The organism is Syntrophomonas curvata, from assembly GCF_052976825.1.
Window position 1 is genome coordinate 388,093 of sequence record NZ_CM129641.1, and the last position, 14,755, is coordinate 402,847.

At 42.9% G+C, this 14,755-nt stretch carries 10 protein-coding genes; 6 read left to right on the forward strand and 4 right to left on the reverse strand.

The features are described from left to right. Positions 1-93 precede the first annotated feature (93 nt). Positions 94-1,243, reverse strand: a protein-coding gene (locus ACU70B_RS01880) for an IS3 family transposase (RefSeq protein ID WP_447184666.1) whose coding sequence is annotated in 2 segments (ribosomal slippage) — positions 94-963 and positions 965-1,243 — 1,149 coding nt in all. Because the reading frame shifts where the segments join, the coding sequence is not laid out codon by codon here. Positions 1,244-1,442: 199 nt separating this feature from the next. On the opposite strand from ACU70B_RS01880, the gene ACU70B_RS01885 reads away from it, so the two are divergent. Both ACU70B_RS01885 and ACU70B_RS01890 read left to right on the forward strand, forming a co-directional pair. Continuing rightward, complete coding sequence (locus ACU70B_RS01885) at positions 1,443-2,084, forward strand: HEPN domain-containing protein (RefSeq protein WP_447184667.1); 642 nt, start codon at positions 1,443-1,445, stop codon at positions 2,082-2,084. Between the two features lie 94 nt (positions 2,085-2,178). Further along, positions 2,179-2,601, forward strand: a complete 423-nt coding sequence (locus tag ACU70B_RS01890) for a hypothetical protein (RefSeq protein ID WP_447184668.1) — start codon at positions 2,179-2,181, stop codon at positions 2,599-2,601. A gap of 418 nt (positions 2,602-3,019) precedes the next feature. Here ACU70B_RS01890 and ACU70B_RS01895 read toward each other — a convergent pair whose 3' ends face one another. Then, a complete protein-coding gene (locus ACU70B_RS01895; RefSeq protein WP_447184669.1) occupies positions 3,020-3,682 on the reverse strand; it encodes a hypothetical protein in 663 nt (220 codons plus the stop codon). Between the two features lie 150 nt (positions 3,683-3,832). Between ACU70B_RS01895 and istA the strand changes: the two genes are divergently transcribed. Beyond that, positions 3,833-5,371 carry an IS21 family transposase gene (istA, locus tag ACU70B_RS01900; RefSeq protein WP_447184670.1) on the forward strand — a complete coding sequence of 513 codons (1,539 nt, stop codon included), beginning with the start codon at positions 3,833-3,835 and terminating at the stop codon, positions 5,369-5,371. Between the two features lie 9 nt (positions 5,372-5,380). Further along, positions 5,381-6,157, forward strand: a complete 777-nt coding sequence (gene istB / locus ACU70B_RS01905; protein WP_447184671.1) for an IS21-like element helper ATPase IstB — start codon at positions 5,381-5,383, stop codon at positions 6,155-6,157. A 1,211-nt stretch (positions 6,158-7,368) separates the two neighbouring features. On the opposite strand, the gene ACU70B_RS01910 is transcribed toward istB, so the two are convergent. Both ACU70B_RS01910 and ACU70B_RS01915 read right to left on the reverse strand, forming a co-directional pair. Further along, entirely contained in the window at positions 7,369-11,295 is a 3,927-nt protein-coding gene (locus ACU70B_RS01910) for an S-layer homology domain-containing protein (RefSeq protein ID WP_447184672.1), read from the reverse strand. Between the two features lie 377 nt (positions 11,296-11,672). After that, on the reverse strand, positions 11,673-11,942 hold the full coding sequence (locus ACU70B_RS01915; RefSeq protein WP_447184673.1) for a hypothetical protein: 270 nt from the start codon (positions 11,940-11,942) through the stop codon (positions 11,673-11,675). 257 nt (positions 11,943-12,199) lie between these two features. Here ACU70B_RS01915 and ACU70B_RS01920 point away from each other — a divergent pair, with 257 nt between their 5' ends. Both ACU70B_RS01920 and ACU70B_RS01925 read left to right on the forward strand, forming a co-directional pair. After that, entirely contained in the window at positions 12,200-12,922 is a 723-nt protein-coding gene (locus tag ACU70B_RS01920; protein WP_447184674.1) for a LytR/AlgR family response regulator transcription factor, read from the forward strand. Further along, positions 12,922-14,214 carry a sensor histidine kinase gene (locus tag ACU70B_RS01925; RefSeq protein WP_447184675.1) on the forward strand — a complete coding sequence of 431 codons (1,293 nt, stop codon included), beginning with the start codon at positions 12,922-12,924 and terminating at the stop codon, positions 14,212-14,214. Before ACU70B_RS01920 ends, ACU70B_RS01925 begins: the two co-directional genes overlap by 1 nt. The last annotated feature ends 541 nt before the right edge of the window (positions 14,215-14,755 follow it).

Sequence of the window (14,755 nt, forward strand, 5' to 3'; positions counted from 1 at the left end):
AAACAAGTTGGGAAGGTTTCCTATAATGCCCCCAGTTGTCAAGACACGCTTAGTGGAAGTCTAAGTTAGTCTCCTTTCTACTTTGTGATATTATCAGGCAGCTGGGGTAAGCTGGCCATAATAAACCTGGTCTGGGCACAAATCCCCTATTGAAGAATGGGGCCGGTATGTATTGTACTCATTGATATAGCTGTTAATAGCCTTTCTGAGCTCTCTGGGAGTCTCAAATTCATTGATATAGATTAGATCATATTTTAAGGTTCTAAAGAAACGTTCGGTTCTCACATTATCTAATGCCTGGCCTTTGCCATCCATAGAGATTTTAACTTTAGCTTCTTCCAGAAGCTTGATATAATCGGGATTAGTAAAATGGCCTCCTTGATCACTATTGATTATTTCAGGTTTGCGCTTACTGAGCGCACGTTTTAAACAGTCCAGGACAAATGACTTTTCCAGGGTGCTTGAAAGCTCGTAATCGACAATGCGTCTGCTATACCAGTCAATTATAATAAATAAGTACATGAATCCTTTTGGCATTCGAACATATGTAATATCGACACCCCAGACCTGGTCTGGACGTTCAATTTTTAGGTTCCTGAGCAGATATGGGCGGATATACTGGGCATGATATCTTTTGCTAAGATTAGGCTTGGGATAGATCGTGTAAATGCCCATAAATCGCATCATTCTGCGGACCTTTTTACGGTTGACTAAGATTTTATCATCGCGCCGAATAATCTTCGTAATTGTTCTATAACCCCAAGTCGGGTGAGCAGTGTGTAATTCGTCGATTCTGCGCATGATAAACAAATCCTCGTCAGAAATGGTTCTCTCTTTTGGAGGATCGCGATATACGCTGCTACGATTGATGCCCAGCATTTCTGCCTGTTTGCTGATAGTCAGGCAGGGGTCACTGAAATCAACGCATTTTTTTCTTCCAATCGGATCCGAGGATTTGTGTAGATTTTTTTTTCAACCAGTCCACCTCATAGGTGAGCTGGCCCACTTTCCGCTCAAGTTCAGCTATATGTTCTTTACTGTGTTCGAGCTCTTTTTCGGCTTCAGAAGGCCCTTTTTGAAATACCTCAGGAGATCGCTCCAAGAACTCTTTTTTCCAGCGGGCAATAACCACTGGACTGATCTCATACCTGGCGGCAATTTGGTTGACTGTTTCTGCTTCTGATAGAATTTCCAATACAACCTTGGCTTTAAATTCTGGTGTGTAATTATTTCTTGCTCTCATGATCTCAGTATAACTTAGATTTTTACTTTTTTCTCTCACCCTATGGGAGCATTATAAACTAGCCCAAAATGCTAATAATGATTGGGATAGGGTGGACAATAATATCTACTTGGACAATTTTTAAAACTATATGTTAACACGCGCCTTGTCAAGCTAATTAGTTTTAATAAAAAGTACAGTAATTTAAAAGGAGAAAATTATGCCATCAAAAGCATACAACAGTTTTAAGAAAAATATTAAACAGGTTGATAAATTGATTGAAGCATTCACAACTATGCGACCTCCGACCAGAGGCCGAAAGCATTTGGATCATTTTACACGAGCAGCTTTAATTTTTCTTTGTTCTTCTTGGGAAGTATATATTGAGCAAATTTCTTTAGAAGCTGGTTTAATAATTTCTAATAGAATTAATGATCCTGGGGGCTTGCCTTTAACAGTACAAAAAAATATATCGGGCATTATTAAGAATTCAAAGCATAATTTGGAACCTGTTTTTGCGGCTAATAATTGGAAATTATACTATTGTAATCAAATTCGGGCTTATACTGACAAACTCAACACACCTAAAAAAGATAAGGTTATGGAACTTTTTAACAAATATCTTGGAGTTAGTGGTGAAAGAATCCAACTTGAAGTACCTTCACTTTCAAAGGTTAACAATATAGTGAGGACTAGGGGTGAAATAGCTCATAATGTTTTTGCGGAAGATTATTTAAAAAAAGAACTTGTTTTGGAATATTACGATATTATTAAGGCAATTGTTGTTGAAATAGAACTTTTATTATGGAATTATATACCAGAAGTTACCTATAAGAAAAAGCCTTGGCAGAATACATATTAATTCCGATTATCCATATAAAGTACTGGCACAAAAGTTATTTAAAGTATGACTAGGAAATGGGTTCTTGTCTTGTTCATTGGGGGATAAAAAGTTAATGAGTGATGAGGAAGAAAAATGGGACTACATAGTACGCCTCGATGAGGAATTAATTCAAGGTGGCGTTATTCTTAATGAATATGTTTCGGAGCTAATCAGAAATGCAGATGTATCATTTGTTTACGGGGCATATTGGGCATCAATAATAACATCCGTTGCTGCAATTGAAGCGTATTTTAAATCCGAGACAGAATGTAATGAAAAAAGGCTTTTTGAGTTAATAAATGAATCTAGATTGGATAGCAAAGACATTGAACTCTTACAAAGTCTTCGTAGATATCAAATTGTACATATTAAAGATCCTTGGAATGATGAATATATACTTAACTCGTATGATCAATTTTCTGCTAATGAAGAAAATATTGCGAAAGAGGCTATTAGACTTTTACGTACGGTTGTTTACTCTGACCAATGGTTATAAATTGTCTTTAAACAAGTAATAGGGTTGTTGTCACAATAGATAGAAGAGCTTTCTATTACCAACTGCAGATTAGGCTAATAATCAGCAGTTTGGCTTAGATGAAATAGCAATAATGGGAAGTCCGTGTTGTTGCGTGTAAGTGCTATGTATAATGCCCCCAGCTGCCTGATAATATCACAAAGTAGAAAGGAGACTAACTTAGACTTCCACTAAGCGTGTCTTGACAACTGGGGGCATTATAATACCTGCCCTCGGCAATTGAATTATCAACAGTGAAAGTTAACTCAAAAATGACTTCTGTGCTGATAGAGTGTATTCTTGAGATGTTACTATTCCGGATATATCCCTTTAATTCCGGCAAAATAAATATTTATGGAGAAATTATTATCGTTTTATATTGAGATAAGGTGTTTAAATATTAAATATAAAAATTTTTAAAGCCTGATATATTATTTTCCCCAATCTTTATAAGTCCATATTGCCCCACTCCAATAAATATTTCAACCGTGTAATTAAAACTTAATTGTAAATACGAACCCGGACTACCGCCATTATACAAAGTATTTGTTAAAGTGCTTATATTTTTAATTGTAACAACTGTTGGAAAATCAGTAGATGCCACCTGAATATCTCCCCCGAGTGCTTGTACCCAGTAAGTATAGTGGGGTGGAGGGGGTTCAACAAAGTATGCACCAGTAGCAAAATATCTCATAGTATAAGAGCCGTAATTTGAGTCACTGTGTACAGTCTTAACTGGATAGCTTTTATTAGCATTAACATCTTTAATAAAAACATCTTCGGTATCAATTATTGTATGTGGCCTCAGATTAAATTTCTCAATCTCTTTTTCCAGATCTCCCACTGTAACTACATTACTATTTGATTTATCTGTTTTTGTTAATATTTTGCTCTTTAGTTCATCCGTTCTTATGAAGGCACTTGATTCTAAACCTACATATTCAAGAACCGCATAGATATTATCTTCTGTAATTATAGTTTCAGATGATATCTGTTCTGATAATTGGCTATAATCAGCTTCTGATGATGTAGCCGCCGATGCAGATTGAGTATTCCGGAGCAAATTACACCGCCTGTCCGGTGGTTGGAAACCGCTATTCCGTTCTAGAGGAAACCGCTGTACCGGAAGCGGAAACCGTGAAAGAAGCCTCCTCCGATATAATGTATCAATGCACCTGAGGGTGTAAATACATTTGAAGGAGGTCATCACAAAATGACCAAGTATCGGGAAATCCTAAGACTTCATAGTCTTGGATTCAGCCAGCAGAACATCGCCTACAGCAGCAATGTCTCTAAGAAAACAGTCAATCGAGTTATCAACAGGGCTAAAGAACTTAATATTTCATGGCCAATTGACGACAACCAGACTGATGCTGTACTAGAACAAATTCTTTTTTCCAAATCCAAAGTAAACACAGTTAAGAAAATGCCGGACTTTGCTTACATCCACAAAGAGTTGCTTAAAAATGGAGTCAGCAAAAAGCTCTTATGGACCGAATACATGGAGGAATGCCGTCTTAACAATGAGCAGCCGCTTATGTATTCTCAATTCTGCTATTACATCCAGCAGGATGAGCAGAAACGTCGTGCTACCATGCACATAGCCCGCAAACCGGGAGAACAGGTCGAGGTCGATTGGGCAGGTGATCCTGCCCAAATCATAGACCCGGATACCGGCGAAATCATTGAAGCAAGTATATTCGTAGGTGTCATGACTTACAGCCAGTATGCCTATGTCGAAGCTTTTATTAACGAAAAACAACAGGCATGGATCACAGCCCATATCCATATGTACCAATACTTTGGCGGTGTGGCTAAGATTCTGGTCTCGGACAACTGCAAGACAGCTGTGATCCAGAATGGCGGCTGGTATAGCCAGCAGGTCAACACCACCTACTATGAAATGGCAGAACACTATGGCACAGCCATCATTCCTGCCAGAGTCAGAAAGCCTAAGGACAAGCCAAACGTGGAGGGATCTGTCGGAAACATATCCACCTGGATCACCGCAGCTCTCCGCAACGAGCAGTTCTTTTCTCTGTATGAATTAAACAAGGCCATAGGAGTAAAGCTGGAAGCTTTTAATGCCCGGTTATTCCAAAAGAAAGAGGGTAGCCGGATCAGTTTGTTTCTTGCGGAAGAACAGTCACTTTTGGCACCTTTACCTGCTACCCCCTATGAACTGGCAGCTTGGAAAAAAGCCACTGTTCAGTTCAATTATCATATATCTGTTGACAGAATGCTATATTCTGTTCCTTGTGAGTATATCAAACGCAAGGTCGATGTAAGGATAACAGAGACAACCATTGAGGTTTTCTTTAACCATAACCGTCTATGTTCACATGCCCGTCTACACGGTAGGCCTGGGCAGTACAGCACCATTGTGGAACATATGCCGGAAGACCATCAGAAATATCTGGAATGGAACGGCGATCGATTCCGTAAATGGGCTGATAAAATTGGAATCAATACGTATCAAGCTGTTGATGCAATACTTACCTCCCAACGGGTGGAACAACAGAGCTACAAAAGCTGTATGGGGCTTCTGAAGCTTGCGGATAAATATTCCGCAGAGCGTCTGGAAGCGGCCTGTAAAAAGGCTCTCTCCTATACTGCAGCGCCCAGCTACAAGAGTATTAAAAACATACTCACAGCCGGAAAGGATGGTCAGATCACTGATCAATCCCCAATAGCTGAATCCACCACAAACAAATACGGCATCACCAGAGGTGCCGGTTACTATGGGAGGTAAGCAGCCATTATGACAAACCAGAGTACAATCGATAAATTGATTGAAATGCGTCTTACTGCTATGGCAGATGCATTTCGCAACCAGCTGAGCGATCCCAGAATGAAGGACGTACCTTTCGAAGATCGTCTGGGCATGCTGGTGGATATCGAATACACCAGCCGTAAAAACAACCGTTTGAGAAGGTTGATCCGGCAGGCCGAATTGGATCAGCCAGATGCCAGCATTATGGATATCAACTATGCTTCAGGCAGAAAGCTGAATAAGTCGTTACTGCAAAGACTGTCAACCTGTGAATATATCACCGAGCACCGAAATATTTTTATTACCGGCGCAACCGGCAGCGGAAAAACCTACATGGCTTGTGCCTTTGGCATGGAAGCCTGCAAGCAATATTATTCAGTAAAATACATAAGGTTACCTGACCTGCTTCTTGATCTTGAAATTGCAAGAACTGACGGTTCTTACAGAAGAGTTATGACCAAGTATACCAATCCAGTGCTGCTCATTCTGGATGAATGGCTGCTTTTAAAGCCTTCTGAATCAGAAAGTAAGGATATTTTCGAACTGCTTCATAAGCGCCGAAAGAAGTCTTCCACTATCTTCTGTTCCCAGTTCCGCCAGGAAGGCTGGTATGATCAGTTGGGCGGCGATAACAGCACAATAGCAGATGCCATTCTTGACCGCATCGTACACGATGCATACAAAATTAATATCGAAAGCACCGATCCGTCAAAAGACATTTCAATGCGTGAAGTGTATGGTCTAGATAAATTGCTTAGTGAGTAAAGGATTATTCAAGTGCGGTTTCCAGTTCCGGACAGGCGGTTTCCTATTCTCCGGAACTGCGGCTTCGCCGCACCGGAATATTCATGCAGATAACGCAAATAGTAATACAAAAGCTACGCATAGACTAATTATTTTATACATTTTTCTCATTGTACTCACACTCCCTTAATTTACAGTCTGTTTTTTGCCCTCTCCTAAAGCACTTGCAATAAACCCATAAGATTAATTTTTTTCCATTTACCATCTCCTTTTATAAATTATTTGTAATATTGTATAATATTATATAATATTATTATAACAAATCATGATTACTATATTTTATTAATTTTGGTATAAAAATTTTTTAGTGTAAAAAAAAGTAAATTTCTATTTTTTCAACCAGATATCGATAATTTACTCAATAATTTGAACATAATTCTATTTTAAGAGGGGATTGAATAAATTTGGATTTTGTGTATTACATTTTAAAATTTATATTTTTTTTCTTAGCATTAATAGTTATTACAAGGATTTTTATGAATTTAGCGAATTGGATGGGCGAATCATTAGGTATTGGAAATTTTGTTATAAAACTACTTCATAACATGGAAGCTTTTGTTATGAATATATTGCGGAAGATTAAAAAAAAGAGAAATGAATAGATGTGTGGGTTTTCTCGACAAAATGGTTACTTCAGAGTTAGGTTTTTCGCTATTGAACGTTTTGGCTCTGTGGTAGCTTATGCCAGTATAGACGCTTCAGTTAAGCAGTCTGCCCGGCCATTTCTGCGCTGAGATATTTACTAGGCTGCTTTAATTGCCTAAAACAACCCTGTTAGAGGCTGAAGGCAAACAACAAAACTACCAGTAGCTTTGATGTATTATATGCTGTATTTAAAACCAATAAACATCATGCTTGTGAATGGCAAAATAAAAATACAGCGAAGGTCCTATTTCATTATGCAATAAACAGAAATTGGCTTTGTTATTGGGAAGTGTGTCTATGCATCTAAATTGATCACACATTACATGCAAATCCACAACCAACTTAACTTTACTTACGTTGGTTATAAAATACACTCATGAAATAAGAAAGATACCTCAATTCCATCCAGGTTTATTGAGGTATCTTTTTATCTTATTTTACTACAAAATAGATTCCTGATTAGCTCAACGGTTCTGATTTAGGTTTGAACCACCTTGCGGTGCGAACGGATTTGCCGACTCCCGGTTTTATTTCATTAAACCTGATTTCTGCAAAAAGTTTTGCATAATCTGTGCTGCCTCGCCTCTGGTGGCTTTGCCCTTGGGATCAAGCAGACCGCCGCCCTTGCCGTTGATAATCCCTTTTTGATTTGCCCAGGCCAGAGCGTTTTGGGCATATGCTGATATTTCTCCGGTATCCTTAAAGGAGGCAAGTACTTTGCTGTCAGCTGCCGCAGGTGAGCCTGCATATTTCCAGAGCATGGCGGCCAACTGCTCACGGGTTATGCTGTCATCAGGACCAAACATTCCGTTGCCGTATCCTGCTATGATACCTTTCTTTTGAGCCCAGGCTACTGCATTGGCATAATATGCGCCGGGTTTTACATCCTTGAAGGTGCTTTGCTCAGCATCGCCAGAACCGTCCAGGTTGTACAGAATAGTGGCAATCATGCCTCGATTGGTAACTAACTCAGGGGAAAAGTTATTACTGCCGGTTCCCTTCATCAGGCCATTCTGGGCGGCATACTGCACCGCAGCATAATACCAGTCGCTTGCCTTTACATCGCTGAACGGATTGGCCCAGGGGGCAGTTTCAGGCTGAGCCGGTTTTTCGTCACTTACTATTAAGGCATAAGGGCTGAAATGGGTAGCCTCAAAGGTTATATACCATTTACCGTCTTTCTCGGCAAGTTCCGACTTCAAGGTTTCCAGTTTGCCGTCCTTGCCATAAACTACTTTGATTTTTTCCCGGTCGTCAAGCAGTTCTTTCGGAAGCGGCAGGGTTATTTTTACGCTGTAACCGTCCTTGGGCTGGATTTTTTCGTTGCTTGTCTTGGAATGCAAGCTGATGTCAAAGGGATATACCCGGTCGTTGGCACCTGACAATGAGAATATTTCCTTTTGCGAATCTGTATCATCGGTTATTTTGACTGCTACGGACTGTCCAAAGGCACTGTTTACATCCGCTTCCACCTTGATATCTCCCGCATTGCTGAAAAGTTCGCTTTTTACCTCGGATACGGTAATAACCGGTGTATTGGATCCGGTGCTGCTATGGCCGGAGCCTCCGCCGCCTGCTGCATTGACCTTGATATTAGCTATGGCGCTGGTGGTCTGGGCGGTTGTGGTTCCGCTTGCGGCATTATTGGTATTGGTCACCACACAGAAGTAATAGGTTGTGCCTGCTGTTGCCGTTGACGGGGTATAGGTGGCGGTGGTTACTCCCAGGGATGTCGCCCCGACTGTACTGCTGGTGGTGTTGCTGTGCCACGCATAGCTTATGGTTCCGCCGTCGGTTACCGTGGCGGTGGCATCAAGGGCTGCTGCCGTCGCATTCTGGCTGTATTCCACCTGGGCGGTGCTTAAGTTATTGGTAATCACCGGTGCTGCAGCGTTTGCCACCGGTGCATCCTGCACCGTCAAATTACCGGTATTTGCAATTTTAGCAGATGCGGTATGCGTAATTACTACGGGATTGCCGTTATGGGCTGCATTTGTCAAGCTTGCACCATTTGCAGGATTGGCTGTATAGCCTGCTGCGGTTCCGTCTGCAAAGGTTACAACGTTGGTTGACCCATCATTGTTGGTTTCCGTTACCTGCAGGCCGTTTAATGCCAATACCGCATCGGTTGTTTCGGTATAGCTCATCTTGGTCGGCTGGGTTGTTACTGCTATGCTGCTTACTGCCAATGCTCCAGTGGCTGCATAGTTTACTGTAAACGAAACGGTATTGCCTTCCGCAGCTCCACCGGCGGTAGTTGTTGTTCCTACTGATGCTGAACCTGCTACGGTCGGTGTGAAGGCTGCGTCTTGGAACTTCTTGCCGTTCTTTGAGGTCAGAGTTACTGTGGCGGTGTAAACTTGACCCGCTTTGAATTTGTTGCCCATGGTCAAGGCTTCGTTCCATACCAAGCCGGTTACGGTGTAGTCTGGATTATTCGTTGCTGCTTCTACGGCTGCGGCATTCTGCGGAACCGCGCCCAGAACAGGAACTGCGATGGTTACGCTGGCTGCCGTTATGTCTACCAGGGGTGCTGCTTCATTATCGGTTATGGTCAATACGGCAGAACTCGTTTCCCCCAGCACCGCTCCGCCGGTTGGGTTGCTCAAAGTAAGGTTAACGGTTTCGTCTCCTTCATATACGCTATCATCCAAGATGCTGACGGTAAAGGTTTTGCTGGTTTCTCCGTTCCCGAAGCTTAAGGTGGCCGCGGGTGCAGTGTAATCACTGCCGGCTGTAGCCGTACCGTTGATGATGGCATAATCAACCGTAACAGCCCCGTCGCTGCCGCCAGTCCTGTTTACTGTTATGGTCACGCTGCCCCCGTTCTCTGCCACGCTATAGGCCGCGCTGCTGAAGGAGAAGCTGCCATACGTCGCCGCTGCTACCGGTCCAGTCAACGCGCTTTCAACCGCTGTTCCCTGAAGAGTTCCGGTTGCTGCAACCGGAGTTACTTCGAAGCTGATGTATTTGCCTTCATCTGCACTCTGCAGCACATAGGTTTTTGATGTTGCTCCTGCTATTGGGGTCTTGTTTAATCCAGCTGCATTATCTGACCGGTACCATTTGTAGGTGCTGGTTCCTTCCAAGTCTCCGTTTACGTCGCTGTAGGTATAGTGCCCGGTCAGGGTTTTTCCTGCCTGCAATGTTCCGGTTATGGGCTGCACTGTTGCTGTCGGGGCTGCATTTGCAGCATCTTTACTTACCGTATATGTTGATGCAGTTCCGGTATTTCCAGCCGCATCTGTCAGGGTAACACTCAGGGTGAGTGTGCCGTCTGCCAGTCCGCTTACATTTATTCCGGTGATCTGCTGGCTTGCATTGTTTATTGTTCCGCTTCCGCTTACATTTCCTGCTCCTCCGCTGCTTGTCACCGTATAGTTATAGGTTGCTCCAACTTCCGCACCTGCGAAGGTGAAGGACATTGCGGTTTTGTTTGCGTTGTTTATTGCCACCTGGTTTATAACTGCACTATAGCCTGCCGGGGCAGCTAATTCTGCTGTAAAAGCCACTCCTGATATCTCCGAGATATTCCCTGCTGCATCTACTGCATATACTTCGTATGAAATTCCGTTTATCACACCAACGTTATTTGCAGATATTGCTATCGTTGTATCGGTATTCGCTCCTGCTGATGCCGCACTTCCGATTGCTGCTGCTGTTATCGCTGGGATGTTATTGGCTGTACCTGACGGTACCACATACAATGTACCTGTAGCTTCACTGCTTTGTGCTACTACATTGAAACCGGCCGCTTTCTCAGCCCCATTCACCAATGCGTCACCTCCGGCGGTTGCTCCGGCCGTGATTGTTACGGTGGGGGCAGTAGAATCCGCGAATGAACCAGTTACAGGTTCATTGTCTGTGCTTGCCGATGTTGTTCCACCAGAATCTTTGATGTTGGCAGTGGCATCAAGTGTTATTGTATCTCCAACTGCGATAGTAGAGCCTGTTACGCTGCTGAAGGTAATGGTCAGTATGTTGCCGGCAGCGTTCCAGGCAATGTCTCCATCAGCAAGCGCACTTCCCCAACTATGTCCGTTGTTCAGCTTTAATTTAGAATCGATTGTGGCAGCAGTGATGGACGGTTTGTTTGTATTTTGGTCGAAGGTGATTGCGACTGTGTCACCTATTCCAAGTCCTGCATTAGAACCTGCATCGGATGCTACGATGCTGCTTATGGCAGGGGCCAAACCTGCCAACAATCCGCCAGCATCACCTGTAATACGAAGTGTTGTTTGATCCCCAGCAATCATGGTATAGTTGGTAACACGAAGATAATAGGTTTCTCCTCCAATTAATTCACGGTGTATTTGGAAATTAGAACCAACTACGTCATCTCGCACTTCAAGGGAGTTGCCTAACGCATCATATAGTTCACCTTCAGTGTCAACCGTACCGGTTGTTTCAATAGTAAAATAATCAGTCACAGTAGGTATTAACCTAAAAAACATCGGATTGCCCACAGTCCCATCATATGTATTTATGTAGGTAACAGTTTCTGTGAGTAAAGGTGCTGACAAGTCCTTATGGACGCCTCCATCAATATAATCCTCAGCAAATGCCAAGGTTCCTCCCGATAAAACAATAAGAAAAGACAGTAAAATAGCAAAACAAATCTTTTTCATAAATACACCCTTTCGAAATTATATAAAAGTATGAGTTTATCTCTCCTTTTTGATATTTTCAAAGTTTTCATTTTTTCGCTTTAGCATTAATTGCTGTTTTTCCTGTTCTGTAGCTGGGCGAATATGCTCTTGCTCGCAGAAAGGGCATTGGGTTACTTTACTCACTCTAAAAAACATGCGTCCACATCTTTCACAAATATAAACTATATGTTTTCCCCCTCCTTTATTGTCCGAAAGCCCAACAGAAATCCGGGAATACGGTTCCACGGCTTCAGCAGTGTCTGGTTGAAAAGCATTACCGACTGACGGTAGATATCCAGACTGCGGGAGAGAATGGATTTCGCATCCTGCTCCTCAGGGCCGCCCCTGGCCTGCATGTGTTTCTTGCGGCAGGCGGCCAGCTGGCTGCGGGCGCTGTTCACGGTATCTGTTCTGGCTCGCAGCTCCCGGTGCACCACCCAAAACCACAGCACTAAAAAGGCCGCTGTACTGATGAGGGCAATCACACAGGCGATAATGGCAGTCAGGCTTCATTCCTCCCTTCCCTTTTGGGCTTGATGCCTCAAAATCAAACTTTTGATACTCTATTATGGTAACTATTTCTACAAAAAAGTTTGCGTTTGCCTGAAATGTATGTTATTTCGACCTGAAATGTAAAATGTTACTGGCAAGAGGGGAGCATTCATGGTAAGTTTAAGCTGATTTTAATGCTTGCGGAAGGTGAGAAGATTTGAAGATTGCGGTTTGTGATGATGATTCGCAGGAACTCGAACGAATTTCATCTTTTATAGATACATACAAGCGAGAGAGTAAAGTACCACTTATATGCAAGACCTTTCAAAGCGCAACCGAGCTTATCTCAAGTATGGGCAGCGGAGATTACGATATTTTGCTTTTGGATATCCTGATGCCGGGGATAAATGGAATGCAGGCCGCTCATGAGATTCGGGCCTTTGATGCGGGAGTTAAAATTGTCTTCCTTACCTCTTCGCCGGAATTTGCAGTGGAGAGCTACGCAGTCAAGGCCTATGACTATATCCTCAAGCCGGTCTCCAAGGACAAGCTTTTTTCTATCCTGGATGCAGTGATGGCTGAGGAACAAAAATCACTGGAGGGGCTGACCGTCAAAACCCAGTTGGGGATGGCCCGTATTTTATTCTCCAGGCTGGCTTTTGTGGAGATAATGAATAAAAAGCTGTATTTTCATCTGGCAGACGGCGGCGTGCAGGAGGTGACGGCTTCCCTGGCGGCGTTTGAGGAAGAGCTGCTCGCCCGCGCTGAGTTTGTCAAGGTGCATCGCTCTTATATTGTCAACCTTTGGCAGGTGGGTGAGCTGGGGTCAAAGGAGCTTATCACCCATGCCGGAAAAACCGTGCCGATTTCCCGCCTGCTTTATGGGAAGGTACGGGAGGCCTATATGAAGCATTTGTTTCTGGAAAAAGGGGTGGAGTGATGGCTGTTTTTCCAAGCTTTTTAGCAGACATAACTATCCTGTTTGGCATTTGTGCCCAGATGCTTCTTTTAGATATCCGTATCAAAGACCTCAAAGGCAGTCGGCGCATATTTTTCTGGGTTGGAAATCTGCTGGTTCTGGCAGTGAATATAGCACTTTCCCTGGTTTTGCCGACGGACCAGTACATGAAACTCTATATACTGGTCGTTCACGTTCCTATTTTTTTTATTTTTTGGATTACAGCCAAAACCTCCGCAATAAAAGTAATTTTTGCCTTGTTTACCGCAGTTTTTTTAATTTACCCGGCCAATGTGGTGCTGACCATCGTTTCACAAACTTCGAAAGGGCTTTATCCGGCAGGATTTTTGATTGCATACATGGCTGCGTGCGCAGTTATACTGCTGGTTATTTACCGCTTTTTCAGAACAAATTTCAATTATTTAATCAAAAACTATAGCGGACTTAGTTTTATAAAGCTTTGCCTGCTTCCGTTAGCGTATTATATAGCCAATTATTGGCTGGGACTGTATAACTATGCCGCTGACAAGGCTGCAGGAGTTTTTACGCTGCGCACACTTTTTTTTATAATCACGCTTACCGCGTATGTTCTGATTTTGGATATAGCAAAATCCGCTGGTGAAAAGGAAGCCTTGCAGGGGGTGAAGATAGCTTTATCCTTGCGGCTGGAGAGTGCAGAACATCAGTTGTCCGCCTTGCAGGCCACGCAGGAGCAGGCTGTCGTATACCGCCACGACATGAGGCATCATCTGGCTTTGATTGGCGGGTATCTTACCGATGGAGACATGGAAAAGGCGGATAAATATGTAAGGCTTGCACAAGCGGATATCGAGGATATCACCCCCAATCGCTATTGTGAGAACAACACCGTCAATCTGATTTTGTCCTCCTTTGCGGCGAAAGCGAAAAGAAATGGCGTTCTTTTTTCAGTGGATGCCCAGCTGCCGCAGGCGCTTTCCATTTCCGAAACCGAGCTGTGCGCCCTGTTGTCAAACGGCTTGGAAAACGCCATAGAGGCCGCTGCCCAGGCTGCCGATGAACAATTCAGAAAAGCAAGAATCAGCTGCCAAACCCACAAGGGCAATTTGCTGATTTTTATAGAGAACAGCTTCACGGGCGAGTTGGCAATGGAGAACGGCTTGCCGCAAAGCCTTCGGGAGGGTCATGGCTTTGGGGTTAAAAGCATGGCCATGATTGCTGAAAAATATAACGGCTACTGCTCCCTTGAGGCCAAGGGCGAGATATTTACCCTGAGGATTGTGCTGCCGCTGTGACGCTGAGCCCGTTATACAGCGGCGTTATGCGTACTGAAAACACAAAAAGACTGGAATACTCACGAAAATCAAGTAGTTTTGGATAACCAAAGTGTTTCAGGAGGTCAAGCCCGATACTCAAGTATTTGAGCAAATAGGTATTTTTGCTTCTTGAGTTATTCGTATACAATATGCAGCCAACCCGATTTGTGATTGTGGATTTATAAGGATTAGAAGTTTACTATTGGTTTACCATTCAAAACGGCTTCTGTTTCTGATTTTTCTCCACTGTTTTTTTTACCCATTAATCAAACAAGAAGCAGGAGGGACGGCCTCTTGCTTCTTGTTTGATTTTATTTTTCCATTTTAATTATAACATCTAAAAAACTGTAAATATAGACTATTTGTTCCCATTTGCTGCTGCTATAATGCAATTGCCCGTCAGAGTTACTGTTTTATAATTCAAAGAAAATTTGGTTTTCCTTAAAACAACCTTTACAAAGAAAATTGCCGGGTGTTTAGAATGTATGCAAAAGGTACATTATAGGGCTAGTAAAATACC

What these genes read in the sequence shown, in the direction of transcription:
- istB (WP_447184671.1), top strand. Translation starts at nt 5,381, where the DNA reads ATGACAAACCAGAGTACAATCGATAAATTGATTGAAATGCGTCTTACT.
- ACU70B_RS01885 (WP_447184667.1), top strand. Translation starts at nt 1,443, where the DNA reads ATGCCATCAAAAGCATACAACAGTTTTAAGAAAAATATTAAACAGGTT.
- ACU70B_RS01890 (WP_447184668.1), top strand. Translation starts at nt 2,179, where the DNA reads ATGAGTGATGAGGAAGAAAAATGGGACTACATAGTACGCCTCGATGAG.
- istA (WP_447184670.1), top strand. Translation starts at nt 3,833, where the DNA reads ATGACCAAGTATCGGGAAATCCTAAGACTTCATAGTCTTGGATTCAGC.
- ACU70B_RS01925 (WP_447184675.1), top strand. Translation starts at nt 12,922, where the DNA reads ATGGCTGTTTTTCCAAGCTTTTTAGCAGACATAACTATCCTGTTTGGC.
- ACU70B_RS01910 (WP_447184672.1), bottom strand. Translation starts at nt 11,295, where the DNA reads ATGTTTTTTAGGTTAATACCTACTGTGACTGATTATTTTACTATTGAA.